Origin of the sequence: Corynebacterium sp. HMSC036E10, assembly GCF_001836265.1 — a bacterium.
In the GTDB taxonomy this organism is placed as follows: Bacteria; Actinomycetota; Actinomycetes; order Mycobacteriales; family Mycobacteriaceae; genus Corynebacterium; species Corynebacterium coyleae.
Map to the genome: position 1 here is coordinate 27,451 of NZ_KV827998.1, position 25,166 is coordinate 52,616.

20 protein-coding genes are annotated in these 25,166 nt (G+C 64.0%); 8 read left to right on the forward strand and 12 right to left on the reverse strand.

All coding sequences use genetic code 11. The features are described 5' to 3' along the window. The first annotated feature begins 4 nt into the window (after window positions 1-4). The 5 genes from HMPREF2736_RS11510 to cls are packed head-to-tail and all read left to right on the forward strand — an operon-like array spanning window position 5 to window position 4,555. Window positions 5-577, forward strand: coding sequence for a peptide deformylase (locus tag HMPREF2736_RS11510; RefSeq protein WP_070452812.1), 573 nt, complete (start codon window positions 5-7; stop codon window positions 575-577). Window positions 578-620: 43 nt separating this feature from the next. Then, the gene (locus HMPREF2736_RS11515; RefSeq protein ID WP_070829905.1) at window positions 621-1,682 is read left to right on the forward strand and encodes a hypothetical protein; all 1,062 of its coding nucleotides are present in this window, start codon (window positions 621-623) and stop codon (window positions 1,680-1,682) included. Between the two features lie 23 nt (window positions 1,683-1,705). Next, a complete protein-coding gene (locus HMPREF2736_RS11520; protein WP_070829907.1) occupies window positions 1,706-2,302 on the forward strand; it encodes a GNAT family N-acetyltransferase, cg3035/Rv0428c family in 597 nt (198 codons plus the stop codon). Between the two features lie 4 nt (window positions 2,303-2,306). After that, window positions 2,307-3,098, forward strand: a complete 792-nt coding sequence (locus HMPREF2736_RS11525; protein ID WP_070829909.1) for an exodeoxyribonuclease III — start codon at window positions 2,307-2,309, stop codon at window positions 3,096-3,098. Continuing rightward, window positions 3,095-4,555 carry a cardiolipin synthase gene (gene cls, locus HMPREF2736_RS11530; protein ID WP_070829911.1) on the forward strand — a complete coding sequence of 487 codons (1,461 nt, stop codon included), beginning with the start codon at window positions 3,095-3,097 and terminating at the stop codon, window positions 4,553-4,555. Before HMPREF2736_RS11525 ends, cls begins: the two co-directional genes overlap by 4 nt. Before the next feature lie 137 nt (window positions 4,556-4,692). Here cls and HMPREF2736_RS12085 read toward each other — a convergent pair whose 3' ends face one another. The 4 genes from HMPREF2736_RS12085 to HMPREF2736_RS11550 all read right to left on the reverse strand — a co-directional run bounded on the left by HMPREF2736_RS12085 (window position 4,693) and on the right by HMPREF2736_RS11550 (window position 7,819). Further along, entirely contained in the window at window positions 4,693-5,604 is a 912-nt protein-coding gene (locus HMPREF2736_RS12085; RefSeq protein WP_168167644.1) for an endonuclease domain-containing protein, read from the reverse strand. Window positions 5,605-5,855: 251 nt separating this feature from the next. Continuing rightward, entirely contained in the window at window positions 5,856-6,587 is a 732-nt protein-coding gene (locus tag HMPREF2736_RS11540; RefSeq protein ID WP_070829915.1) for an ABC transporter permease, read from the reverse strand. Beyond that, on the reverse strand, window positions 6,580-7,503 hold the full coding sequence (locus tag HMPREF2736_RS11545; protein ID WP_070829917.1) for an ATP-binding cassette domain-containing protein: 924 nt from the start codon (window positions 7,501-7,503) through the stop codon (window positions 6,580-6,582). Before HMPREF2736_RS11545 ends, HMPREF2736_RS11540 begins: the two co-directional genes overlap by 8 nt. Next, complete coding sequence (locus HMPREF2736_RS11550) at window positions 7,496-7,819, reverse strand: NUDIX domain-containing protein (protein WP_371326421.1); 324 nt, start codon at window positions 7,817-7,819, stop codon at window positions 7,496-7,498. The genes HMPREF2736_RS11545 and HMPREF2736_RS11550 overlap by 8 nt, the downstream gene beginning before the upstream one ends. A gap of 197 nt (window positions 7,820-8,016) precedes the next feature. Between HMPREF2736_RS11550 and HMPREF2736_RS11555 the strand changes: the two genes are divergently transcribed. From HMPREF2736_RS11555 to HMPREF2736_RS11565, 3 genes are read left to right on the forward strand one after another with little or no spacing between them, the layout of a single operon-like run. Beyond that, a complete protein-coding gene (locus HMPREF2736_RS11555) occupies window positions 8,017-9,414 on the forward strand; it encodes a hypothetical protein (RefSeq protein WP_083279425.1) in 1,398 nt (465 codons plus the stop codon). Further along, complete coding sequence (locus HMPREF2736_RS11560; protein ID WP_246822160.1) at window positions 9,411-10,472, forward strand: glutamate ABC transporter substrate-binding protein; 1,062 nt, start codon at window positions 9,411-9,413, stop codon at window positions 10,470-10,472. The genes HMPREF2736_RS11555 and HMPREF2736_RS11560 overlap by 4 nt, the downstream gene beginning before the upstream one ends. After that, window positions 10,465-12,873 (forward strand): serine/threonine protein kinase, encoded by a 2,409-nt coding sequence (locus HMPREF2736_RS11565; RefSeq protein WP_070829919.1) that lies wholly within the window; start codon window positions 10,465-10,467, stop codon window positions 12,871-12,873. Before HMPREF2736_RS11560 ends, HMPREF2736_RS11565 begins: the two co-directional genes overlap by 8 nt. Window positions 12,874-13,040: 167 nt before the next feature. Here HMPREF2736_RS11565 and HMPREF2736_RS11570 read toward each other — a convergent pair whose 3' ends face one another. The 8 genes from HMPREF2736_RS11570 to HMPREF2736_RS12480 all read right to left on the reverse strand — a co-directional run. Then, the gene (locus HMPREF2736_RS11570) at window positions 13,041-15,476 is read right to left on the reverse strand and encodes a hypothetical protein (RefSeq protein WP_070829921.1); all 2,436 of its coding nucleotides are present in this window, start codon (window positions 15,474-15,476) and stop codon (window positions 13,041-13,043) included. Between the two features lie 6 nt (window positions 15,477-15,482). Further along, on the reverse strand, window positions 15,483-18,704 hold the full coding sequence (locus HMPREF2736_RS11575; RefSeq protein WP_070829923.1) for a YPDG domain-containing protein: 3,222 nt from the start codon (window positions 18,702-18,704) through the stop codon (window positions 15,483-15,485). A gap of 99 nt (window positions 18,705-18,803) precedes the next feature. Beyond that, window positions 18,804-20,006, reverse strand: coding sequence for an acetate kinase (locus HMPREF2736_RS11580; protein ID WP_070829925.1), 1,203 nt, complete (start codon window positions 20,004-20,006; stop codon window positions 18,804-18,806). Beyond that, window positions 20,007-21,353, reverse strand: coding sequence for a phosphate acetyltransferase (gene pta, locus HMPREF2736_RS11585; protein WP_070829927.1), 1,347 nt, complete (start codon window positions 21,351-21,353; stop codon window positions 20,007-20,009). Window positions 21,354-21,432: 79 nt separating this feature from the next. After that, window positions 21,433-22,500, reverse strand: a complete 1,068-nt coding sequence (locus tag HMPREF2736_RS11590) for an ATP-grasp domain-containing protein (protein ID WP_070829929.1) — start codon at window positions 22,498-22,500, stop codon at window positions 21,433-21,435. A gap of 489 nt (window positions 22,501-22,989) precedes the next feature. Further along, window positions 22,990-23,568 carry a PIN domain-containing protein gene (locus tag HMPREF2736_RS11600; RefSeq protein ID WP_070829932.1) on the reverse strand — a complete coding sequence of 193 codons (579 nt, stop codon included), beginning with the start codon at window positions 23,566-23,568 and terminating at the stop codon, window positions 22,990-22,992. 38 nt (window positions 23,569-23,606) lie between these two features. Continuing rightward, window positions 23,607-24,047, reverse strand: coding sequence for a helix-turn-helix domain-containing protein (locus HMPREF2736_RS11605; RefSeq protein WP_070829934.1), 441 nt, complete (start codon window positions 24,045-24,047; stop codon window positions 23,607-23,609). 208 nt (window positions 24,048-24,255) lie between these two features. Continuing rightward, window positions 24,256-25,166 (reverse strand): hypothetical protein (locus tag HMPREF2736_RS12480; protein WP_168167645.1); only part of this gene is annotated, 911 nt, incomplete at its 5' end.

Sequence of the window (25,166 nt, forward strand, 5' to 3'; positions counted from 1 at the left end):
TGGCATGACCATCCGACCCATCGTTATCCACGGCGACCCTGTGCTGCACGAACCGACCAAACAGGTCACGCAGCCCGTTGAGGAACTGCAGGAACTCATCGCCGACATGCACGAAACCATGGACGCCGCCCACGGCGTGGGCCTGGCCGCCAACCAGATTGGTGTGCCGCTGCGCCTGTTCGTCTACCACTGCCCCGACGGCGACGAGATGCGCCGCGGCACCGTGATCAACCCGGTGCTGGAAACTTCCGAAATTCCGAAGACAATGCCTAGCGACGACGGCGAGGACGACGAAGGCTGCCTCTCCGTCCCGGGCTACTCCTGGCCGACCGGCCGCGCCGACTGGGCCAAAGTCACCGGCCTGGACGAGAACGGCAACGAGATCGAGGTGGAGGGCACCGGCTTCTTCGCCCGCTGCCTGCAGCACGAGGTCGGCCACCTGGACGGCTTCCTGTACACCGACGTGCTCACCGGCCGTTACAAGAAGGAAGCGAAGCGCGAAATCCGCGACAAGGGCTGGCGCGAGCCGGGCAACACGTGGCTTCCAGGCACCGACGAGGATCCGTTCGGCCACTAACGCGGTATGATGTGCGGGACTGTCTATTTTTCCGGAGGCACCCATGCGCATCCCCGCCGTCATCGCCGCGACTGCGATCACGCTGACCACTCCCGCTGCGCCCGAAACGCCGCTCGAGCAGCTGCTTAGCGACGTCACCGAGACCCGCACCACCTCCCTCACCGCACTTAAGGAAGCGGATGGGGAGGACGAGGTCCGCGAGATCCTCACCGATTGGCGCAAGGACCTCATCGAGGCCGCCGACGACCTTGAGGAGCTCCGCGAGGACGCCGGCGACCTGACCGACGAGGAAGAAGCCGAGTTCGACGAGGCAGCCGACGCCCTCAAGGCCGAGCGCGCCGGTGTGCGTAAGTTGCGCTCAGAGCTTTTGCTTAACGACGACACCGTCGTCCTCCCCTCCGCCCTCAAGGGCCTCGACGGCATCCTGGGCACCACCGCCTTCGACGCCTTCGAGCGTTCGGACAACGGCGATGCCCGCATCATCTACGGCATCCCGGGCGGCAAGGAGGAGGCTGCCGCGTCGGAGGATGCGACTGCGGAGAAGGCTGGCGAGAAGGCTTCGGAGAAGGCTGCTGTTCCGGCAACCACGGTGTCGACCACCCCGAAGACTACTGCGCCGAAAACCACTGCACCGGAGGTCACCGAGTCGCTGAGCCTGCGCGCCGAGCGGATGCAGGACGAGACCACCACCTCGGAGACCACTGAGTCCACCACCAGCGAGAAGACCACGACGAACACGTCGTCCGGCACCGAGACCACAAGCACCACGACCGGTACGACTACCGGGCAGACCACAACCTCCGGCACTTCGTCGAGCACGACGTCTAGCGCGACCGCCACGACCTCGTCGTCTTCGTCTTCCTCTTCGTCGACGACGTCGGCGTCGGTGCTGCAGAACCGCACCACCTCTGCAACGTCGAGCACGACGCGCTCGACCACGTCCTCGTCGACCACGTCACGCACCACGACCAGCACCGAAGATGAGCGCGACGGCGACCTCGCCGACACCGGCACCCCGATGCGCGGGCTGATCGGCCTGGGCGCGCTTGCGCTGCTGGCCGGTGTGGCGTTTATGTTGCCGGGTGCGGGTAGGGCTCGTCGATAAGAAGAGCGCGAGAAACACAACATATGTCGCGTATTTTTCGCTCGGATGACGTGGGGGTGGGTGACCGCGTCGTGGTCAGGCAGCGGCGCGGCGAGCACGCCAGCGACATCATCGGGCACGTCGTGTCGCTCGACCCGCTGGTGGTGCGGCCGCAGGAGGTGGGTGGCTTCCCGTCGTCGAAGGAGGCGATCGAGGTGGCCAACGTGCACATCATTAAGAAGCTGTCGGCGAGAACGGTGCGCAACTCCGAAATCCGCGCGCTGGAACGCCGCATTGCCGACGACATCCCCACCACCGAAGAAGCCTGGGCCGAAGGCTGGATCATGCGCACCGGGAATACTGACGAGGCGAACTCGGCCGTACCGCTCGGGCCGTCCGCTGGCCTGCAACCAGTACCTATCGACGCCATCCGCGCCTTCTACCGCGAACGCAACCTGCCAGTGCGACTCTTGATCCCGGAGCGGATCGGGAAACCCGCGCTGAAGATCCTCACCGACGAATGGACGCTTGCGGAGGAGCAGGTGGCGTGGGTGGACGGTGAGGGGTACGGGGTGTCGTCGATTAGCAATGTGCCCGAGGGGGCGCTCGAACATCACCGTCGGCGGCTGGCGCTAGGCTAGGCGCATGCGAATCGCCACCTGGAACGTCAACTCCGTGCGCACCCGCGCGGAACGCATCGCCGCATTCCTCGAACGCAACGACGTAGACGTGCTCGCGATGCAAGAAACCAAAACCGCAGACGCAACATTCCCCTACGCCACCTTCGAATCCGCAGGTTACGAGGTCGCACACGTGGGCGTGAACCAGTGGAACGGCGTGGCCATCGCCTCGCGGGTGGGGTTGGACAACGTGCGCGACCACTTCGACGGCCAACCCGCGTTTGCCAAGAAAGGCGAACCGAAGGTGGAAGCGCGCGCGGTCGGCGCCAACTGCGGCGGCGTGGAAGTGTGGAGCCTGTACGTGCCCAACGGCCGCGAGATCGGCGACCCGCACTACGACTACAAACTGCAATTCCTGTGGTCCCTGGCGGAGTCCGTGCGCCCCGGAGACCTGCAGGTGTTCATGGGCGACTTCAACGTCGCACCCCGCGACGAAGACGTGTGGGACGTCGCCTGGTTCGAAGGCAAAACCCACGTCACCGAACCCGAACGCGCCGCGTTCCAGATGCTGCTGGAGGCGGGGTTGTACGAAATTCGTCACGACAACCCCTACACGTTCTGGGACTACAAATCCGCGCGGTTCCAGCACAACGAAGGCATGCTCATCGACTTCCAACTCGCCACCGCACCCATGCGCGACCTGGTCAAACGCGCCTGGGTGGACGTCGACGAACGCCGCGGCAAGGGTGCCTCCGACCACGCACCCGTGATCGTCGATTACGACACGCGCGGCCTCTCCTATAATGAGGTCCGATGAATATCGACCTCGGATGGTGGCAATTCGCGGCGATGGTCCTCGACTACGCCATCAAATTCGTCATGATCGGTGTGGTGCCGGGCGGGCGCAAACCGTCGTCGGCAAACGCGTGGCTTTTGCTCATCCTGCTGCTGCCCGTCGTCGGGCTGCCGCTGTACCTCCTCATGGGCTCCACGTTCGTGTCGCGACGCCGCCACCGCATCCAAGTTGAAGCACGCCGACACATCGACGACTCCAACCTCAACGTCGCCGACTTCCCCGCCGACGTACCCCTGCCCGACGTCACCACCTCCATCGTGCGCCTCAACCGCAACCTCACCGGCTACCCCGCCGTCCACGCCGACGTGCGCGCACTCTGGACCGACTACCGCAAAACCATGCACCGCATGGCATCACTTATCGACGACGCCACCTCCCACGTCAACATCGAAATCTACGCCGTAGCCTGGGACGACACCACCGACGTCGTCTTCCGCGCCATCGAACGAGCCGTCGCCCGCGGCGTCCACGTCCGCCTCCTCTTCGACCACATCGGCAGCCAAAAATACCCCGGGTTCCGGAAACTGAAACGCCGACTGACCGAAATCGGCGTCGACTGGCACATGATGCTGCCACTCGCCCCACTCCGCGGCCGCTGGCGCCGCCCCGACCTACGCAACCACCGCAAACTCCTCGTCGTCGACTCACGCGTAGCCATGCTCGGATCCTTCAACCTCATCGACCGCTCCTACCTCGTCCGCCAACACCGCCGCGCCGGCCGCCAATGGGTCGACGCGTTTGTCGAACTCGAAGGCCCCATCGTCGCGTCCGCCGACTCCATGTTCGCCACAGACTGGTACACCGAATCTGGCGAGGTGATAGAGCAGGCGCCGGTGAGGGAGTCGTCGACAAGCAATGGCGTGCTCCAACTCGTCCCCTCGGGACCCGGATACCTCACCGAGCCGAACCTGCGCATGTTCGTGTCCATGATCCACAACGCAAAAACGCACGTCACGCTGTGCTCGCCCTACTTCGTACCCGAAGAATCCCTGCTGGAAGCCATCACCTCAGCCTGCTACCGCGGTGTGCGCGTCGACCTCCTCGTCAGCGCCAAATCCGACCAATTCATGGTCCAACACGCCCAATCCGCCTACTACGAACAACTCCTCAAAGCCGGCGTGCGCATCTGGGAATTCCCCGCGCCATTCGTGCTCCACACCAAGTTCGTACTTATCGACGACGGCCTCCCCGGCTCCTCCGCCGTCGTCGGATCCTCCAACATGGACATTCGCTCCTTCAGCCTCAACTACGAATCCTCCCTCTTCGTCGCCTCCGGGACGCTGCTGCACATGCTGTCCGAACTCGGCACGTGTTATCTAGCCGTGTCGCGGGAGCTTACTTTGGAGCGGTGGGATCAGCGGCCCTGGTACAGGCGCTACATCGACAACGTGATGAAACTGACCTCCGCCCTGCAGTAGGGGGTTTGGGCTGGGTGCGTGGCCCTTGCCGTCCGCCCGGCCCCTTTAACGCAAACGGCATATCCTGCACGGTACATTTCGCTAATTTTCCGCGGAATGCGCCGTGTTAGATGTGCCGTTTGGCTAAGTTTGGTGCCTCACCACGCGGGCAGAGCCTCAACCGACGCCGGGCCGATCTTCTCCGAACGACGCTTTGCCTCAATAATGCGAAGAAGGACTTTCTCCTCATCCGCCCAAACTTCTGTAGGCGTGATGCGGATGATCCAGTAGCCGGCCTCCCGAAGCTGATTTTCACGATGAATGTGCTGTTGAGCGGCACGTGACGCATCCTCCTCAAACTTGATGGCACCGTCGACCTCAATGACCAGCTGGCCCCACAGCAAATCCACCCGGTATTTGCCGATGCGCATCTGCTCCTGCGCCACGACACCGACGCGCCGAAGCAGAAGGCGAACGAGCGTCTCATACGGAGACTCCGACAGCATCGACAATTGCCCAAACGCCTCTCGGGCCTGTTCAATGCCGCGGTTACCGCTAAGGCGGTGGATTGTTTCCTCCAGCTCAGTGTGGATGCCCCCCTTGAACGCGTCGAGTTTCCCGAAGAACAGGCTGTCCATCGCGACCACGCCTTCTTTCACGCCGTGCCACCGAGCAATGTCGACTGCCGTGCGCACCGGGGTCGTGAGTTTCACCTCGTCGTTCTGGCCTAACGCGGTGATGTCCATGCCTGGTACGACGATTCGTCGATAGGTAACGCCCGAAGGACGCTGCGAGTGTCGGGGAACGCGCCCCTTCGGGTTTGCCATCTCCACCTCAAACGTGCGGGGCAGAACCCACATTCCGTGCGCCGTCGCCGCAGCACGTCCCACCAGTATCGACGTGTGTGCCGCCGCCCCCGCTGCCCAGCACCGTAGGAACTGTTGTTCGTGGGGCTTCAGTTTTACCCATTCCGTGCGCGCGATAAACCTTGTCGACGACAGCTTCACACAAACTTGTTCAGCAGCCTTGCCGCGTCCAACTAGTTTCCCCACCAAATCTTGTCTAATCATGTTGCCCCCTCCCCGAGACGCGCTTGAGTGTAGCGCAGTAGGGTGCGGCGCGGGGTGTCTCAAAGCTAAACGGCGCATCCTGCACGGTACATTTCGCTAATTTTCGACGAAATGCGCCGTGTAGGATGCGCCGTTTGCGGGAGGTGGCGCGCCGGGGTGGCGGCACCAGCGCGGCACCAGGGTGGCGGCGCCAACGCGGCGCCAGCGCGGCGGCGCCAACGCGGCACCGGCGGCACCCGCCCCTCAAGCCCCTACGCGTCGCGGGACTCGAGCGCCACCAGGCCCGCGATCCAGAGCCCCACCGCCCACACGGCGAAGACCAGCAGCGATACGCCGAGGCCCCAGTGGCCGTTGGGCTGGTTGACCATGAAGGAGGTGAGGTTGCCGAAGGGCAGGAACTTGGCCACGTCGGCACCGAAGCGCGGGATGAAGCCGACGATGGTTTCTACCAGCAGCATCATGCTGATGCAGGCCACGATGGTGCCGGAGGTGTTGCGCACCAGCCAGCCGACGCCCTGGGTGAACATGGTGATCAGCGCCATGCCAAGCGGGACGGCCCAGAGGGCGCGTTGGGTGGCGGGGTTGGTGGTCCAGTTGGCGGGGACGGAGGCGGTGAGGTCGCCAAGAATGAAGGCGAGCACCAGCGCGACCAGCGCCACGATAGCGGCCAATACGGCCGCGAGCAGCACCTTCGCTACGGCGAGTTGCCAGCGTTGGGCGACGACGCGGAAGTTGGTGGCGGGGATGCCGTAGCGGTATTCGGTGGTGACGGTCATGGCGGCCTGCACGATCACGATGATGGCGATGGTGGTTGCCACGGATGCGATGACGGTCAGGGGCGCGTAGGGCATGCCGCTGGTGCGGGAGGCGTAGCCGAATAGGAGGCCGTAGAGGGCGGAGATGACCAGGGTGATGCCGGTGGTCCAGAAGAAGGATGCGGTGGTGCGCAGTTTGGTCCACTCGGCTTGGATGAGGTTATGCATTGGGGGCCTCCGCGGATACGTACTGGGCTTGGTCTTGGGTGCTGTGCATGTAGGCCTCTTCGAGGGAGGCGCGGCGTTCGGTGAGTTCGGCGAGTTGGATGCCGGCTGCGAAGGCGAGGGCGCCGATGTCGTCGGAGGCGCGGTCGGCGATTTCGAGTGTCGCGCGCCCTTCACTATCGACGACGCGCCTAAACGGCACCCCACCCAACGCCGCTTCGAGCGCCTGCGTGTCTGCGGCGCGCACCACGGTGGTCACGCCGGAGTTGTTACGGATGAATTCGGCGACGGAGGTGTCGGCGACGAGGCGGCCGCGGCCGATGATGATGAGGTTGTCGGCGGTTTGGGCCATCTCGGCGAGGAGGTGGGAGGACACGAGCACGGTGCGGCCCTCCGCTGCCAGGGACTTCAGTAGGCCGCGGACCCAGCGGATGCCGGCGGGGTCGAGGCCGTTGACGGGTTCGTCGAGGATGAGGTATTCGGGGTCGCCGAGCAGTGCGGCGGCGATGCCGAGGCGCTGGCCCATGCCGAGGGAGAATCCGCCGACGCGCTTGCCGGCAGCGTCGGTGAGGCCGACGAGGTCGAGGACTTCGTCGACACGCTTGCGCGCAATGCCGGCTGCCTGGGCTTGCCAGAGCAGGGTGGCGCGTGCGGACCGGTTGGGGTGGACCCCCTTGGCGTCGAGGAGGGCGCCGACTTTGCGGGTGGGGTTGGGGATGTTGCGGTAGGGGGTGCCGTCGATAAGCGAATGGCCCGAGGTGGGTTTATCCAACCCCAGGATCATGCGCATGGTGGTGGATTTGCCGGCGCCGTTGGGGCCGAGGAAGCCGGTGACCACACCGGGTTTGACCGTGAAGGTGAGGTCATCGACGGCTTGGACGGAGCCGTAGCGTTTCGTCAGTCCTTGGACTTCAATCATGCGGTTTAGTATGCACCATCGCGCGCGCAAGCACTGTGTCTAGGGAGGCGGCGAAGGCGGGGTGCAGCGGGAAGTCGCGCAACGTGTCCAGGGGAACCCAGCGCAGTTCTTCGGATTCTTCGTTGGGGGTGGTGGGCAGGGGCTCGTCGCAAAGCGCGAGCACTGTTGTGTAGGACCAGTTGGGGAACTCCGCAGTGCGCAGCGTATCGACGACCGCCACCTCCCCGGGGTCAATCGCACACTCCTCCACTGACTCGCGGATGGCGGCCTCGGCGGGGGTTTCGTGCGAATCGATCGCGCCGCCGGGGTACCCCACGTGTCGCCCTGGGCGGTCCAGGCGGCGCGGTGTTGCAGCAGCACACGCGCGTTTTCGCCGGTCCCCGCGATAAGGAAGAGGCCAGCGGCCCCGTGAAGACCCCAGAATTTTGTGCCGTTGGGTGCGGTGACCCAGCCGTTTCCGTCGCCAAGCATGCCCCCACTGTAGGTGGAAGCGGTTATTATTGCGGAATGGTAATGCGGGCGACGGCCTCGGCTGCGGGGCTGGAGGAGACGAGCGCGGACGCATGGCTCGATGAGCTGGAGCCGCGCCGCGAACGTGCCCGCTTCTTGCAGGGGCGGCTTGTGCGGCCGATGGCGATGGGGCGCCGGGGCAAGGCGTTTCTACAGACCACGCCCGGCAAGTTGATCGTGGTGATGGTGGTGCTGACCACCTCGATGCTGGCGGCCGGGCTGTCCATGAGCCAGTCCATGTCGCTGCGCAACCAGTCGCTGGACACGGTGCTGAATGCCACGGAGCCGATGAGTGCGGCGGCGCACGTGCTGTCCACGTCGCTGCTGCGGGCGGATACGATCGCCGCGGGGTCCTACGTGCAGGCGGGGCCTATGTCGGAGGACGACATGCGCACCTACACGGCGGCGCTGGACCAGGCGGTCAGTTCCGCCTCCGAGATTTACAAGGGCGCGGTGGAGGCCGATTCTGCCTCGAGCCGGGAGATCGAGGACCTGGTGATTAACATCCAGCGCGACCTGCCAGTCTACAGCGGCCTGAACGCGCGGGCGCAGGTGAACCAGCGCATGGGCAACCCGGTGGGCGTGGCGTACATGTCGCAGGCCAGTGCGATTATGCGTACGCGGATGCTGTCGGCGGCACAAGAGATCAATACGCTCACCCGCCAGGACGTTGCCGACGAGATGCGCCGACTGTCCCAACCGCAGTGGGTGACCCTGTCCGGCTTCCTGGCGGCGCTGGGGTTCCTGTTGCTGGCGCAGTGGTGGCTGTGGCTGACGTTCCGCCGCCGTTTCAACCGCGGATTCCTCGCCGCCACGCTGGCGCTGCTCATCGCGATCAGTTGGGCCGGGGTGTCTAACTTCCAGTCTTGGCGCTCCGGTTCCGTGGCGTACGCGCGGGCGGCGCAGCCGTGGGAGGAACTCACGGCGGCGCGCATCGACGCCCTGGAGACCCGCACCGACGAAACCTTCGCGTTGCTGCGCCGCGAAACCGCCGCCCAGTCCGCCCGCGACTTCACCGAGACCTACTCGTCGGTCGCCGGCGCGGTGCATACGGCGGAGGATTACGGCATGAACAAGCAACTTATCGACGACTCCCGCTCCCACCTCAACGCTTGGTCCAACGAACACGCCGAACTGGTCGGGGCGCTGAACTCCGGCAGTTACGACCAGGCGGCGGCGCTTTTGAGCACGCGTAGCGACGCCGACGGCGAGGCCTCCTTCCGTGGCCTCGACGGGTCCCTGGCGGAACTGATTGCGTCCTCGAGGGAGAACACGCGGCTCTACATTGCGGAGTCGTTGGACGCGACCCGGCGCGTCTCCGCCGCCGTGGCGCTGCTGTCCGTGCTGGCAGTGGTGTGTATCTGGTGGGGCATCCGCCGCAGGTTGGGTGAGTACCTATGATGCGCGCTCGGTTCGGCTCGCGTGTGGTTGCGGCGTGTGCGGTGGCGGCGCTTGCGGTGCCGTCGTTGGTGGCGTGCGCCGGCGGTGAGGGGCATGAGGGGAAGGTATCGGCGACGATCGAAACGCCGTCGCCGACCCGCGAGATGGTGCCGCTGCCGCCGGCCGCCCAGTTGGATCCGGCGGCCGGTCCCCCGGCGGATCCGTTCACGCCGGACGAGTTCGAGTGGGAGGGGTCGTTGGACCCGCGCGGGGGCGCTGGAAGTGAAGCGGACGGTGCCGAGGAGGAGGCCCCGAAGCCGAACGTGGAGCGCATCCGCCAGCGCGGCCGCATCATCGTCGGCATCGACCAGTCTTTGTACCTGCTGTCCTACCGCGACACGGACTCCGGCAAGTTGCGCGGGCTCGAGGTGGACCTGGCCCGGGCGATCGCCCACGACATCTTCGAGGATGACCAGGACCTGCGCGTCGATTTCCGCTTCGTCGATTCGGCGGCCCGCACGGAGGCGCTCAATTCGGGTGAGGTGGACATCATTATCCGGACGATGTCGATTACGCCCGAGCGGGCTGAGGTGATTGAGTTTTCTACGCCGTACCTGACGTCGTCGGTAAGAGTGCTCGTGCCCAAGGACCGCGACGTGAATAGCTTGGAGGACCTCGCCGGGCGCACCGCCTGCATCGTCGACGGGACAAACCTGCTGCGTATCGCCAAAACCTACGTGCCGGATTCGAACATTTTGCGCACCCGCTCCTGGTCGGATTGCCTGATGGCGGTGCAGCAGTTTAGGGCGGAGGCGATCGTGGCGGATGATGCGATCCTCGCCGGCCTGGCCGCGCAGGACCCGCACACGACCATTCTGGACGGCGCGTTTGCCACCCAGTACTACGGCGTCGGCGTGGCCAAGGGCCAGGACGATCTGGTGCGCCAGGTCAACGCCACCCTGGAACGGATGCGCAATGACGGCTCCTGGTACACCCTCTACAACACCTGGCTCGGCGGGTCTATAGCTGAATCCTCACCGCCGCCGCTGCGGTACCGGAAGGAGGACAACGATGGCTAAGCCACACGACCACGACGACGTCCAGCCCACCGAGGCGGTCGCCTTCGACCCCTTCGCGGATGATGAACCAGGCACCGAAGCCGTCGCCTTCGACCCGTTCGCCGACGATGATGATCTTGACGACGACTCCGACGCCGAATACGCCGGCCTCGGCGAAATGGCCGGGCTGCTCAAAGACCTGGACAAGTTGCGTAAGGGTTCGGGGCGCGAGGATACGTCGCAACGCTCGCGCCAAGCTGCGCTGGACACCTTCCGCGAGCGCCGCGGCACCCGGCGCGCCAGCCGCATCATCGCCGACGGCATGGTGGAGCTGCCGTGGGTGGAGCCAACCGAACCACGCGAGGCGCTGATCGACCCGGAGCCAGCCGTGGTGAAGAAGGGCATCGCGCCGCCGGTGCTGCACCCCGGCGACATCGTGGCTGGCCAGTACGAGATCACCGGCGTGATCGCGCACGGCGGCATGGGCTGGATCTACCTCGCGCAGGACCACTACGTGGCCGGGCGGGTGGTGGTGCTCAAGGGCCTGCACTCCACCGACAACCCCGACGAGGCCGCAGCCGCCGAGGCGGAGCGCGAGTTCCTGGCGGACATCACCCACCCCGGGATCGTGAAAATCTTCAACTTTATCGACGACCCCCGCGTCCCCGGAGGCTTCACCGTCATGGAGTACGTGGGTGGGCCGTCGCTCAGGGCGAGAAGGAATTCGTCGCCAAGCGGAGTGCTCGAACCCGACATCGCCATCGCCTACATCCTGGAAGTACTGCCCGCGCTGGACTATCTGCACTCGCGCGGGGTGGTGTACAACGACCTGAAACCCGACAACATCATTGTCACCGAAGACCAGGTGAAACTCATCGACATGGGCGCGGTGTCCGGCATCGGCGCGTATGGGTTTATTTACGGCACGAAGGGGTTCCAGGCGCCCGAGGTGACCACGGAGGGCCCGTCGATCGCGTCCGATATTTACACGGTCGGGCGCACACTCGCCTCGCTCGTGGTGGACCTGCCGCAAACCGACGGCATCTACGACCCCGGCCTGCCCACGCCCACCGACGAGCCACTCTTCCGCCAGTACACCTCCCTGTACCGGCTGCTCGCGCGGTGCTGCAACGAAAACCCCGCGCGGAGGTTTGATAGCGTCTCCGAACTGGAAAGCCAACTCCTCGGCGTGCTGCGCGAGGTGGTAGCAGTCCGCGACGGCCGCACCTACCCCGCCCAACACTCCCTCTTCTCCCCTCAACGCCGCACCTTTGGCACCAAACACCTGGTGTTCCGCACCGACCAACTCATCGACGGCATCTCCCGCACCGTCGACATCACCCCGCAAGAAGTCGTCGCCGCACTCCCCTCCCCGCTGATCAACCGTGACGACGTCGGCGCCGCCATGCTCCAAGGCTCCTCCTACGCCGAACCGCGCGAAACCCTGGAAACCCTGCGCCAAGCCATGACCACCCCGCAATACGAACACTCCGTGGAAATCCCGTTCGGCGTGGTGCGCACCATGATCGACCTCGGCCTCACCTCCCAAGCCCGCTCCTGGCTGCTCACCCTCCAGGACCGCTTCGGCGACACCTGGCGCTTCTCGTGGTACTCCGGCGTCGTAGAAATGCTGCTCGGCGACTTCCCCACCGCCACCCGCTCCTTCTCCGAAGTGCTCAACCAACTCCCCGGCGAGGCCGCCCCCAAACTCGCACTCGCCGCCGTCTCCGAGTTGTTGCTGCAAGAGCGAGGCCTCCAAGAGCAATCGCTTATCGACGACTCCCTCGCCCGCACCGCCACCAACCTCGAACACCCCCTCTCCAACGTCCCCACCACCGTGCTTCGCGCCATGGTGGAAAACGGCCAAATGGACCCCACCTGGACCGTCACCGCCCTCGAACCCGGCGCGCTACGCTTCCACGCGATCCGGCTGTACTCCCTGGTGTGGCTCACTAACCCCACCACCGTCTCCTCCGCCTTCGGACTCGCCCGCATGCTCATGCGCGAAGGGGAAACCGATTTGGCGTTGCGGGCCCTGGACAAGGTGCCCAACGCCTCGCGCCACTCCCGCATGGCCCAACTCACCGCCATCCTCTACCTGGTCCTACCCGTCGCAGGCACCGGCGCCGACCCCACCGAAGCGCAAATCCGGGAGGCCGCCGCCCGCCTCGACCAGATCCCCACCACCGAGCCACGCTTCCTGCAGATCAAGACCGCCGTCCTCGACGCCGCCCTGCACTACCTGGTCACCGAAGGCTCCGCCAACACCCCCACCCTTTTCGAATACTCCTTCACCGAACGCGAAATCCGCCACGGCCTCGCCCAAACCCTGCGTGCCCAGGCCCGCGTCGCCCCCTACGCCCAGCACCGCTACGCGCTTGTGGACATGGCGAACAAGGTCCGCCCCGCCACCTGGTTCTGAGGGTGGTGGCTGGTGGGGCCGGTGGGGCCGGTCAAAAGCTAAACGGCGCATCCTACACGGCATATTTCGCTGGTTTTCGACGAAATGCACCGTGTAGGATGCGCCGTTTGGGTCCACGGGCCGGGGGCCAGGGCGCGAGGCCGGGGGCCGGGCGCCCCGGCGCGTGGCTAGCGGTTCATGTACGCGGCCGCAGCACCGCCGAGGCCCAGCACCGCCAGGATCGCGATGATGATGCCGACGATCGCGCCCGGCGAGGACGAGCCATCGGCACTGCTAGAGCTGCCAGAGCTGCCGGAGGCCTGCGGCTCGACGGTGGAGGTCGGTTTGGTCACGGTGGGGCCAGGGGTGGTGTAGACCGTCTTGGAAGGCTTGGTTGGCCGCGGCGTGGTCGGCTTCGGGCCCAGGGAGGTGATCGCCGGGTCGCGCTGGCCGGGCAGGACCGGCAGGTTGGTGGCGGTTGGGATCGGCGGGGCCTGGGTCAGGGTCGGCTTGGACGGGTCGGGCTTGGCCAGGATGTCGCGGACTTGGTCGGCCTTCTCTGGGTTGGTTTTCTCCAGGTCGGCGATGAGGTCTTGCATGTCCTTGGCGGAGTAGTTGAGGACGGAGAAGTTGACGGTTTGGTCCTCGACAAGCAGGCCTTCCTCGTTGAAGACGCGGAACTGGATCGGCATTTCGGCTTCGTCGTAGCCGATGGTGTTGGTGATCGGTACTTCGATGGGCAGGGCGGCGTTTTCGGTCAGGGCGCCTTCGACTGGGTATTCCCTGCGGAAGTCGCCGCCGGGGTAGTTCACCTGGAGGGTGAATTTGTGCAGGTCGATGCCGAGGTTGGAGAGTTCGACGTTGACGCGGGAGTCGTAACGATTAGCCACGATGTAGGACGGGTTGTCCTTCAGGCTGAGCATGCGCAGGCCCGCCTTGCCGTTGTTGCGTTCGGCGGACAGGGCGACGAGTTGGCTCACGGAGGGGTGGGTGTGGCCGGATTCGTCGGGGTCTTCGTCGGCGACGCCGGAGGTGCCGGTGGCCTTGCGGATTTCGCCGTTGACCAGGTCGAGGTTGTTCCAGTCGGGGGCGATGCTGTAGTCGCCCTTGAAGCATTCGACGGAGCCGTCGGTGCACTTGGCCGGCAGCGGCTTTGTGCTGTCGGGCGTGGCGGTTTCTTTGGAGTAGTTGAACACGCTGAACTGGTAGAGGTAGTTCATGACCGATTCGTAGTGCGGGACGTACTCGCTGTCGGGGCGCTTTACTTTCGACGAGCCCGAGTGGGTCAGGCCGAGGTTGTGGCCGAACTCGTGCAGGATGGTGTTGCGGAGTTGTTCCTGCGAGGTCATGCGTTCGTTTTTGGCGATGTAGAAGGCGCCGTCGGCAAGTAGGGCGTTGCCGGAGGACGGGTTGTCTGCGGCTTGGCTGTCGCCGATGACACCGACGCGGAAGATGTTTTTGCGCTCGCCGAGCAGGCGGTCGCGGTCTTTGATCATCCTGACTGCCGGGTTTTCGCCGGCGAAGTAGTACTCCGCGTAGTCCTCGGTTGGCCCGCCGTGGGGTTCGAGGCCGGGGATGTTGTTGTAGTAGACGCCGGCGTCGATGTGCAGGTTGTAGCCCTCTTTGTCGAAGAGGTCGACGAGGTCGTTCAGCGTTTGGCGCGAGGGGCGGTACACGTTGGTGTTCGCATTGGCGCATTCCTGGAACTTGTCAAAGTCTTCTTCGGTAGGCGCGTACTTGCGCTTGTCGGAGCAGCCCAGGGATTCCCATTCGGATTTCATCCAGTTGAGTTGGAGGAACAGGTCTGGGCGCGTGGGGTCGGCGCCCCAGCGGTGGAGTGGGAATTCTTTGCCGTCGGCGGAGGTGAAGCCGTTGCGTTCCCATTCGTCGGGGAAGCCGTCGCCGTCGGTATCTTTTAGCGCTTCGCTGGCGGTGCCTTGGAAGGTGACGGTGGCTTCGAGGGTTTCGCCTGGTGCGACGGTGTTTTCCCATTTGCCGGTTTGGAAGCGGCTGGCGTTGTTGGCGCCGGAAAGGGCGTTGTTGAGGGTGTCGCCGGTTGCGGTGGTGGTGGGGTCGTCGAAAAGCGTATGCACGTTGTAGCGTCCGCCGACGGAGACCTCGTACCCGTTGTTTTTGGGGGTGGCGGTGAGGTCGTAGTCGTAGGACATCATGCCTGCGGTGAGGTCGATGGCCAGGGGGCTCGGTGCGTCGGTGACGTTGCGTGCGACGACGTTGACGGTGACTTCTTTGGCGGTGACGGTGAAGGTGCGGGTGAGCTCGACGCCGTTTTTGGTGTGCGTGAGCGTGATGGTGTCTACGCCGTTTTTGCTGGAGGTTTTGACGTCGGTGTCGTTGCCGACGTATTGGACGCGGGTGCCGTCGTTAAACGCGTCGATGTAGAGGGCGGTGGGCAGGCTGCCGTAGGTGGGGTTGTTGTAGGTCAGCCAGCTGACGCGGCCTTTGTTGGCTTCGACGGTTTGGAAGCCTTCGAACGCACCGGTTTTCGCGTCGACGGAGAAGGGACGCGTCTGCTCAATGACGGCGCCTGCCTGTATTGGCACTACGAGCCCTGCACCGAGGCTCGCGGCAACCGCGGCGGCGGCGACTTTCTTGTGTACTCGCATGTTCTCCTACTTCCACCAGACGAGGAATTGTTGGTAAAACTCTCGGTTTTCGTACAGGGCGTAGTTGGTTGCCCCGATGAGGCCGAGGATGGCAAGCAGCCCGGCGATCCAGCCTATCGCGCGGGTGTCTACGGAGCTACTGCTTGTCGACGACTCCACCGCCCGTGTCGCCTCCACCGTCACCGTGAACTTGCCACGGGACCCGTCGAGGTATTCGACGAACACCGGCACGGCCTTCGCATGGCCCTCCGCACCTGCGGGGATGCTGGCGGTGAGTTCGCCGGTGGCGTGGTCGATGCCGAAGGTCCAGCCGTCGGATTCGGTTTGGCCGAGCGAGAACGGGTGGTCGATGGCGGTCTCCGGGCGCGTCAGGGCGAAGCGGGAGGTCTCGCCAGCGGTGCCCTTGACCAGCATGTTCTCCAGCTTCGCGTCCTTGGCCAGGGTGGTCGCGCCGTTGGCGGTGAGCACCTGGACGGGCGCGGAGGTGAACAGTTCCGAGCCGTCGCTGAAGCTAATACGCACGGGCACCTCGCGGATGCCGGGCAGGGTATCTGGGGTGGCCTTGACGGTGAGCACGCCGTTTTCCGGGTCGATGGCGGTGTGCAGCCCCTCCACCGGGGTGACCAGGGAGAAGGATCCCTTGTGCTTGGTGGGGGTCAGTACACGTTCCGCGCCTGCGCGGACGTTGCCGCCGAGGTATTCGATGCCGGTGAGGGCGGCCTCGCCACGCACGGCGGTCGCCGGGACCTCGACGATGCGTTGGGAGCCGTCGGTGAACGTGACCACGATCGGGATCAGGGTGGCCAGCGCGTTGCTCCTCGCCGCCTTGCCGCCGTCGATGGCGGCGGTGATGGCGCCGGTGGTTTCGTCGACATGGACGCGCCAGCCGGGCTCGCTAAACGACGCCGCCAGCCCGTACCGCGCCCCCTCCGGTGCAGCGGTGGGCAGTTTGGTGGTCGGGTCGCCGCCCTCGGTGAGTTTCAGCGGCGCCCACGACACGGCCTTGCCTTTGGCTTCGGAGCGGGTGGTCACCGGGACGACGACTTCCTGGGTGGAGCCGTCCGGCAGTGTCAGTTTGATCGGTACGTCGAAGGGTGCGTCGGCCGGTGCGTCGGTTGGCACCTTGATCGTGATCTCACCGGTGTTCTCGTCAAGCTCTACCGGCAGGGTGGTCAGGCCGTCTGCCTCGAACTTCGTGCCTTCCGGCACCGAGCCGGTGGGGGTGATCCTGATGTTGCCTTCGGCGTCGAATACCGGCTTGTACTCCAGGCTGCGGACGCCGTCGGCGAGGGTGGAGCCGGTGAGGGCGTCGATACGCACGGTGGCAGCCTCGCCGCCTTCGCGCCCCTTATCGTCGATGGTGCCGTCCGAGTACAGCGCGCGGACCTGCACCTCGATCGGCTTGGCGTTGTCCTTCGGCGCGGTCGCGCGAATCAGGCCGGAATCCAGGTCGACGGCAACATCCCAGCCCTCGAGTTCGGTGTGCGGGGTGGCCAGCACGTACTCCGCATCCTCAGGCATCTTGCCAATCTGGCGGATGAGCACCGTCTTGCCTGGCTGCGCGCCCTTATTCTGCTCGTAGGCGGGTTGGTAGGTGACGTTGTGCGGGGCGGGGTCCACGATGAACTTCGCATAACGCTCCGCGATGGTGTCATCCGGGAATGTGATCCGCACGCGGACGTCGAAGTTCTCGGTGCGTGGCTTTGTCACCGTGATCACGCCGGTGGACTTGTCCATTTCAAGGCCCGTGGAATCACCCAGAATCTCGAACTTCGTGCCGGCAGGCAGCGGCTGGTTGCGGTAGCTGCGGCCGCCCTCGTTCAGCGTCGCGGTCGGTGCGCTGTTGTTGCCGGTCTCGCCGTAGCGCAGGTAGCCCGGGCGGTACTCGGGCCAGTAGCGGGAGGCGTCGGTGTTCGGGGGTTGGACGTCGATGGTGACGGTGCTGCGCGTGCCGTCGTCGGTAATCACGCCAAACTTGTACTCCCCCGGCGCCAGGTCGCGCGGCGGGACTGCCTTGATCACGCCGTCGACGCCAACGGTAACCCACTCGGGCGCATCGTCGGCGGCGCGGATGCCCATGCTTGTCGACGGCACCCTCGACGGCGCAGCCTCTACATCCTCACCAGCGCGCACCGTGATTGGATGCCACGCGAAGCCGTCAGCCACGGACACCGAGATCTCAAGGTGCTCCTCCAACAACCTGTCGTCTTCGGTGATGACCTCCACGACCACGTCGTAGTCGCCCGGCTCCTTGGGGGTACCGGTGATGACGCTGTTTTCCTCGTCGTAAATCACACCGTCCGGCAGGCCCTGGACGTCCACGGAGGAGGCGTTTTCGGTGTCGACGGGGATCTCCAACTTCTCACCGGGCCGGACGGTGCCGTCCGGCGGGGTGGTCAGCTTCTCCCGGACAGGCTCAGGAAGCTCCGAGGTGTCCTTGACGGTGATAGTGAACATGGAGGTGACGACGTTGCCTGCGGTATCAACGAGCGGACTGCCGTCCTCGCCCAGCACGCGCGCAGTGACGTTGTAGGTGCCCGGGGTGGTCGGGGCGCCCTTGAGGTACACGTTCTGGAAACGGCCCTTGGCGCGGGAGGTGTCGGCGGTGATGCCTTCGGGGAGGGTGGAGTCGTCGATAGTCAATGTGGCGCCATCGGGAACCCGCAGCGCGCGAACGGGGACCGGCTTGATGCGCTTGTGCGCCCAGAAGGTGCGGTCCTCGACCCGCATGAAGTACGGGTCCGCAGAAAGCACGATGTCGAACGGCACGATCTTGTGGTCGCCGTCCTTGTACACCGCCATGATGTTGATGGTCTCTTCATCCGGCAGCTCTTCAGCCTTGGACGGATCCGGGGTGATGGTCACGGTGCCCGAATCGCCGTCGATCTCAGCACCCCAGGCCGGGTTGACGGCATCGGGATGTTCAAAGCGGTAGTGCACCGGCTTGTTGATGTACGACTCAAGGAAACCGAGCACCACCTCCGTGGAGGTGTTTTGGCCAAGGCGCACCTTAGCCGCTGGGTAGGAGACGCCAGACCACCCCTCGTCGACCTCGGGGGGATTCGCCGGGTCTGCAACCGGCTCCGGTGCGGGTTCCGTGGTCTCCGTGGGTTCGGCCGCCTGCACCGGTTGCACCGCGCCTGCGATGAGCGACAGGCCGATGGCACATGCTGCGATTGAGGTTCCACGTCGGCGCACACTGGAAACGTTGCGGTGCTGCTCGGCCATCTGCCCATCCCCTTTGACGGTATGTTCAGCCCGCAATGCGGGCGTTGTTACTACACGTCAATATATCGGCTTAGGGTAAGTTGTTACAACATTTTGCTTTTATACCCGTGCGGCGACGGCGGCGGCCTTCTGCGCGATGGCCAACTCCTCGTTGGTAGGCACGACGAGAACCTTCACGGTGGAGTCGTCGGTGGAGATGATGCGTGGGCCGTCGTTAGGCAAATCGTTCTTCGCCGGATCGATCTCGATGCCGTAGTGCTTCAGGTTGTCCAGCGAATCCATGCGAACAAACTTATCGTTCTCGCCAACGCCGGCGGTGAACGTAATGGCGTCCACGCGGCCGAGCGCGATCATGTAGGAACCGATGAAGCGGCGCAGCTGGTTGAGGTACACGTTGTAGGCCAGCCAGGCGTTTTCGTCCTCGTTTTCGATCATGGCGCGCAGTTCGCGGAAGTCATTGACGCCCGACAGGCCCTTGACGCCAGATTGGCGGTTGAGGAGGTTGTCGATCTCGTCGATAGTCATGCCACTTTGACGCACCAGGTGGAAGATGATGCCCGGGTCGATATCGCCGGAGCGGGTACCCATGACCAAACCTGCCAGCGGCGTCATGCCCATCGAGGTGTCGATCGGGTGGCCGTTGGCCACAGCAGAAGCGGAAGCGCCGTTGCCCAGGTGGAGCACGATCTGGCGGGTGTGCGCCGGGTCGCGGCCGATGAGTTCCGGCACCTGGGAGGACACGAACTCGTGTGAGGTGCCGTGGAAGCCGTAGCGGCGGATCAGGTTGCGCTCGGAGACCTCAGCGTTGATGGCGTACAGCGCGGCGGCCGGGGGCAGGTCGCGGAAGAAGCCGGTGTCGAACACGGCGACGTGCGGGATGCCCGGCAGCAACTCGCGGGCGACCTCGATGCCATCGATGTTGGCCGGGTTGTGCAGCGGCGCCAGCGGGATGAGGTCCCGGATCATGTCGACGACCGGGTCCAGGATCAGCTCCGGCTCGGAGAACACCATGCCGCCGTGGACAACACGGTGGCCTGCGGCGACGATGTCGAGTTGGGTCGGGCCGACGCCTTTGGCGTCGAGAAGCTTGAACGTCTCCTGCAAACCGGACGCGTGAGAGGGCACGGCCTTTTGTACGACGTGCTTCTGGCCGTCGTACTTGATGGTGATGCGGCCCTGGGGCTCACCGATCTGCTCAACAAGACCCGAGACGAACGGGTCTGCCGATGCGTCGGAGGTCGGGTCGACGATCTGGAACTTGATCGAGGACGAGCCGGAGTTGATAACCAGTACGTAAGACATTTACTTCGCCCCTGCCTGAATCGCGGTGATAGCTACGGTGTTCACGATATCTGGCACGGTGGCGCCGCGGGACAAATCATTGACCGGTTTATTCAGGCCCTGCAGCACCGGACCAACTGCGAGGGCGCCTGCGGTGCGCTGAGCGATCTTGTAGCCCGCGTTGCCGGCCTCCAGGTCGGGGAAGATGAACACGTTGGCCTGGCCCGCTACCGGGGATTCGGGGGCCTTCTTCGCGCCCACGCCCGGGTCGCAGGCGGCGTCGAACTGCAGTGGGCCGTCGATGGCAACGTCCGGGGCGAGTTCCTTCGCCTTCGCGGTGGCCTCAACCGCGCGCTCCACGTCCGGGCCCGCACCGGAGGAGCCGGTGGAGTACGACAGGATGGCCACCTTCGGATCAATGCCGAACTGGGCGGCGGTCTTGGCGGACACGGCGGCGATCTCGCCGATCTGCTCGGCGGTCGGGTTCGGGTTCACGGCACAGTCGCCGAACGCCCAGAGACGGTCCTGCATGACCATGAGGAAGATCGAGGAGACCACGGATGCACCCGGGGCGGTTTTGATGATCTGGAACGACGGCTTAATCGTGTGCGCGGTGGTGTGCGCAGCGCCGGAGACCATGCCGTCTGCCAGGCCCTTGTGCACCATCATGGTGCCAAAGTAGGAGACGTCCTTCATGGTCTCGCGGGCCTCCTCGAGCGTCACGCCCTTCTTCTTGCGCAGTTCCGCAAAGTCGGCGGCAAACTCCTCGAGCAGGTCGGATTCGAGGTGGTTGACCAGGTGCGCACCGCTCAAATCCAGGCCAAGGTCGGCGGCGCGGCGGTTCATGTCGTCGACATCGCCAAGGATCGTGATCTCCGCAATCCCCTGGCGCAGCAGCTGATCCGCGGCCTGCAGAATGCGGTCGTCCTCGCCCTCCGGCAGCACCACGTGCGAGCCGGCGGCCTTGGCCTGCTCCAGCAGCTGATGCTCGAACACGATGGGGCTCATGACCTGCTTGGCCTCGACAGCAGCGGGTTCGAAGGTGTCCACTTCGCCACCGCTAATCGACGACACCACAACCGCCCCGAACTCCTCCACGCGGCGCTTGGCCAGGGTGGCGGTGGTGTCGTCGCTAGTAATGAGCACCACGGGCACCCCGAGCGCTGCGGCGAGCTCGCCGTCAAAGTTGTAGTCACCAGTGCCCTGGATCAGTTTCGCGCCGCCGAACAGTGCGCCGGAGTTGAAGATCTCCGCCACGCTGTCGCCTTCGGCGCGCACCAGTTCGAGGCCGAGACGGCCGGCGAGCTGTTGCAGATCCACACCCTCGAAGGTGCGGTTTGCAAGGGTTACAAGCAGGGTCTGGGACATTGTCTCACCTTTCGTTGTGGGGCAAACAGTGCATAGTTTACCGGCACTGCCGACACGGCGAGACACTATATGGTGTGACCTACATCTTCTTCATGGCGCGCGCCGCGTCATCGGTACGCACACGCGCCTCAGCGGCCGAATCCGCGGTGGAAAGAATCAACACATCCGGGCCAAACATGCGCACCGTGGTCTCCTCCACCTCCATCGCGGCGGCGATAGCCTCCAGCGAGGGAGTCACCCCCGGCAAGAAGCGCACAGCACCGGGGCTGACCAGCGTCGAATCGATGGGCAACTCCTGCGTCGCACGCGCCTGCAGATCAAACTGGTTGACGCGTTGCGTGGCAAGCGTGACCAACCCATCACGGCTCGGGCGTGGGGTGACCTGGGAGAAGTAGACATCGTCGCCAGAGACAAACAGCTCAATGGAGTACACGCCGCAACTTGCAAGCCCCCCCATGATGCGCGCGGCAATCGAGCGCGCGTTGTCCATCGCGGCCTCCGGCATCGGCGCAGGCTGCCACGCCTCCACCAGTTTGCCCTCGCGGTGGCGGGTGCCGATCGGCTCGCAGAACCACGTAGCCAACTCGCCCGTGTTCGGGTCGATGGAGCGCGCCGCGAGGATCGTGGCCTCAAAATCAAAGTCGATGTAGCGCTCCACCACCCCACCGTCACCCTCCCCTTCCGAGGCGATACTCCAGGCCTCCGCAAGGTCGGCGTTGCTGTGCACCGTGGAAAATCCCTGCCCGTCGCGGGATTTCGGCGACTTCACCACACACGGAAACCCGAGGCGCTCCACCGCGTCCTGCATTTCCTGCGGCGTGGTCACAAACTCACAATCCAGCGTGGGCAAGCCCAGTTCCTCGCTCGCCTGGGTGCGCACCGCCATGCGGTCCGCAGTACGGCGGCATGCGCTTGTCGACGGCGCCACCGCCGCCCCGGCAGCCTCCGCCGCCACCTCAACCTCTTCGAGCGTGTCCGGCGAATCCCCCGTGGTCACAATAATGTCCGGGTGGAACTGATCAGCCAGCGACACAGCACCAATCTGAGTCTCAAACCCAAGGCGCTGGTAAGCCTGCTCAAGCTCGCGGGCCATCGGCGACGTGCCAAGGATCAGCGCGCGACGCTGTGCAGAAGATGGAACAGTCATAACGCCAGATTGTCCCACACTTATATGTCGCGCAGGTAGCCAAGAGACTCGGCTATGCTCAGGGACAGAGGCGGCGCCCTCGCCAGATTATCTGGGGACAGCGACGCGCCCAGTCCCCGTCGTGCTGCTGGCCGGCGGGGCTTTCATAACCCCTCATTACACTCAAGGTCCAGCCGAGGGAATCGCTATACAGGCGCAACCGCGCGAGCTCTCCGAACAACCCGATGCCCACGTAGGCGATGTAGTCCTCATCCAAGGTATATTCATCGAGGACACAGGTGCAGACTTGGAAGTCCAGGCGGATGAAATCACCCCAGCCGAAACAGCCTCTTAATCGTTGCGACTATGCGACGTGAAGAATCATCTAGCTTGGAACGAATCCACAAAAAGTATCTGTTGCCACGGCCAAGGGAATGTGCTCGCTCCGCTCCAAACAGTTCTAACCACCGCAAGCATGGCCAAAAGATCTTAGTCCACGCAAATGAACCCTCAACGCCGCTGCGCTATCTCACCTAACGCCATCTTCACTCTTCGAGCGAACTCCGGGCAACCCACATCCTCTAACACTTGATGGATAGGCCGAGACATCCTCCCCCGCTGCGAGTAGTAATCAAATTGGCCTTCCGTAGCAGCTATAAAAGCTGGCACATTCGAATCCGCAACGAGATTAAAAAAGTCATCACTGTTGACAATCTCGTAGTGCTCTTCGTCGGGCACCAAGGTGATGTCCTTCGGCGCATTGTCAGTAAGGATGTAGTTTGCCTTACCAGCAACAGCGGCTGCATGAACATGAAAATCCCCTTCATCTGTCCCAGTAAAGGCATAGTCCGCCTCTGGGTAGATGATCATTTCATCAAAGATCTCCTCAAGCATTTTGAGCCGCCCCTCGATAGCGGTTCCAGGCCATTCGGGGTGCTTACGACGCATCACCCTTAACGCCTCTACTTGAATGTCCCGAGTCCATAACAGCACATACATCCCACTGTTGCACCTACGCAAATGAAATAGCCAGTCCGTCAATATTCGACTGGCTACAACATTCGCATCCACTAAAACACGCTGAACCACAAGGGTAATGCTATCGCCTTAGATTCCAAGTCTGGCGATCAGTCATCAATCGGACCGAACTCCCGGAACTCGAAGGAACGAAGTTCCTCAAATGCGTCATTCCGCTTCTTTTCCAAACCTCGTTTGAAATCGAGAACATCATCCCGGTTAAAGCGAGTATGCGTACCAACTTTAAAGCTGCTTATCTTACCCTCCTTTGCCCACTTCATTAGGGTGGGCCTCGAAACTCCAAGAATCTCTGCAGCCGATGTACTGGTTAACTTTGCGGGCATACGTGTGATGGTGACTTCACCATTCTTAATGATGGCCTGAAGAGCCGCGATCACAGTTTCCTGGATCCCCTCAGGCAGATCAATATCGTTACCATCACGGTCACGGATCGCAATGTCCGCGCCGTCCGGCAGCTTCAGTGTTTCAAATGATGCCATCTCCTCGGTAGTGAGAACGATGGGCTTCGGGGGAGATAGTGTGATGGACATCTGAACCTCCTGTTATGTACAGGATGAACAATATCGACTTTCACTTGCAAGTGCAAGAGGTGTCCCTGTTTGGCTACTTCTACCGCAATACAAAACGCCGTTGCCCCGCCCACCTGTTTGGTGAGCGGGGCAACGACGTTTCGAGGAAGGTGCCTCACCTCCCGCGCTCAGTGAGCGCTGGGAAGCGGGGCGGTTTCAGGGTGCTGGCTTAGATGGAGGAACCGAAGCCTTCGCCCGGGGTGCAGTTCTTCGCGGTGAGCACGCCACCAGCGATAGCAGCCGGGATGAGCACCAGCACAGCAGCACCGGTGACCAGGTTCAGGCCGATCTCCTTGAGCTGTGCGTTGATCTCAGCGGCCTGTGCTGCCATCTGCGGGTTGTAGATGCCAACCTGCTTCTGCAGTGCGATGTTCGCAGCCTCGACCTGGGCGTTGAAGTCCCGGATGACCGGCTCCAGGCCCGGCAGACCCGTGGTGGCCAGCAGGCCGACCGGGATCAGTGCCAGCAGCGGCAGGCCGAGACCACCGATGGAGGAGGCCAGGCACTTGCGCTGCTGATCGGCGGAGAGGTCGCCCCAGCTGCTGCCTGCAGTGGTCTTGCCCTCACCGATCTGGATCTTGAAGCGGTCGATCTCCTTGCCGTCTTCCTTAACGACGACCCAAGCCTCGCCGGCCGGGGTGCCCTCCGGGACGGAGACAATGATGTTGCCATCCTTGTCAATGGTGACCTTGGCGCCCTTGATCAGGTTGCCATCCTTATCGACGAGCTCAGCAGTCAGTTCACCCTTCTTGTCAGAGTTGCCCTGATCAACCTTGCCGACGTTCTGCTCCTTGCCGTTCGGCGTGACCGTGCTCTTACCCGGGGAGACAGTGGTCTTGTCGTCGGACGCGCCGGAACCGTTGTCGTCGCGGCCCTTCTTGTGGCCGTTGACGTCGATTTCGACCTCGGTCTTGCCGCCGTCCAGGTCCGGATCCTCGATGGTTACCGTGATCGGACCATCAACGTCCTTACCCGGGGTGACAACGATCTCGCCGGTGTTCGGATCGATTTCGACAGGGATGTCCTTGCCGTCCTCATCCTTAGCGGAGACCTTGGTGTCCTTATCCGGGTTGTTGACCT

Excerpts from the sequence above, each read along its gene's own strand:
- HMPREF2736_RS11510 (WP_070452812.1), top strand. The coding sequence starts at position 5 with ATGACCATCCGACCCATCGTTATCCACGGCGACCCTGTGCTGCACGAA.
- HMPREF2736_RS11515 (WP_070829905.1), top strand. The coding sequence starts at position 621 with ATGCGCATCCCCGCCGTCATCGCCGCGACTGCGATCACGCTGACCACT.
- HMPREF2736_RS11520 (WP_070829907.1), top strand. The coding sequence starts at position 1,706 with ATGTCGCGTATTTTTCGCTCGGATGACGTGGGGGTGGGTGACCGCGTC.
- HMPREF2736_RS11525 (WP_070829909.1), top strand. The coding sequence starts at position 2,307 with ATGCGAATCGCCACCTGGAACGTCAACTCCGTGCGCACCCGCGCGGAA.
- cls (WP_070829911.1), top strand. The coding sequence starts at position 3,095 with ATGAATATCGACCTCGGATGGTGGCAATTCGCGGCGATGGTCCTCGAC.
- HMPREF2736_RS12085 (WP_168167644.1), bottom strand. The coding sequence starts at position 5,604 with ATGATTAGACAAGATTTGGTGGGGAAACTAGTTGGACGCGGCAAGGCT.
- HMPREF2736_RS11540 (WP_070829915.1), bottom strand. The coding sequence starts at position 6,587 with ATGCATAACCTCATCCAAGCCGAGTGGACCAAACTGCGCACCACCGCA.
- HMPREF2736_RS11545 (WP_070829917.1), bottom strand. The coding sequence starts at position 7,503 with ATGATTGAAGTCCAAGGACTGACGAAACGCTACGGCTCCGTCCAAGCC.
- HMPREF2736_RS11555 (WP_083279425.1), top strand. The coding sequence starts at position 8,017 with ATGCGGGCGACGGCCTCGGCTGCGGGGCTGGAGGAGACGAGCGCGGAC.
- HMPREF2736_RS11560 (WP_246822160.1), top strand. The coding sequence starts at position 9,411 with ATGATGCGCGCTCGGTTCGGCTCGCGTGTGGTTGCGGCGTGTGCGGTG.
- HMPREF2736_RS11565 (WP_070829919.1), top strand. The coding sequence starts at position 10,465 with ATGGCTAAGCCACACGACCACGACGACGTCCAGCCCACCGAGGCGGTC.
- HMPREF2736_RS11570 (WP_070829921.1), bottom strand. The coding sequence starts at position 15,476 with ATGCGAGTACACAAGAAAGTCGCCGCCGCCGCGGTTGCCGCGAGCCTC.
- HMPREF2736_RS11575 (WP_070829923.1), bottom strand. The coding sequence starts at position 18,704 with ATGGCCGAGCAGCACCGCAACGTTTCCAGTGTGCGCCGACGTGGAACC.
- HMPREF2736_RS11580 (WP_070829925.1), bottom strand. The coding sequence starts at position 20,006 with ATGTCTTACGTACTGGTTATCAACTCCGGCTCGTCCTCGATCAAGTTC.
- pta (WP_070829927.1), bottom strand. The coding sequence starts at position 21,353 with ATGTCCCAGACCCTGCTTGTAACCCTTGCAAACCGCACCTTCGAGGGT.
- HMPREF2736_RS11590 (WP_070829929.1), bottom strand. The coding sequence starts at position 22,500 with ATGACTGTTCCATCTTCTGCACAGCGTCGCGCGCTGATCCTTGGCACG.
- HMPREF2736_RS11605 (WP_070829934.1), bottom strand. The coding sequence starts at position 24,047 with ATGTCCATCACACTATCTCCCCCGAAGCCCATCGTTCTCACTACCGAG.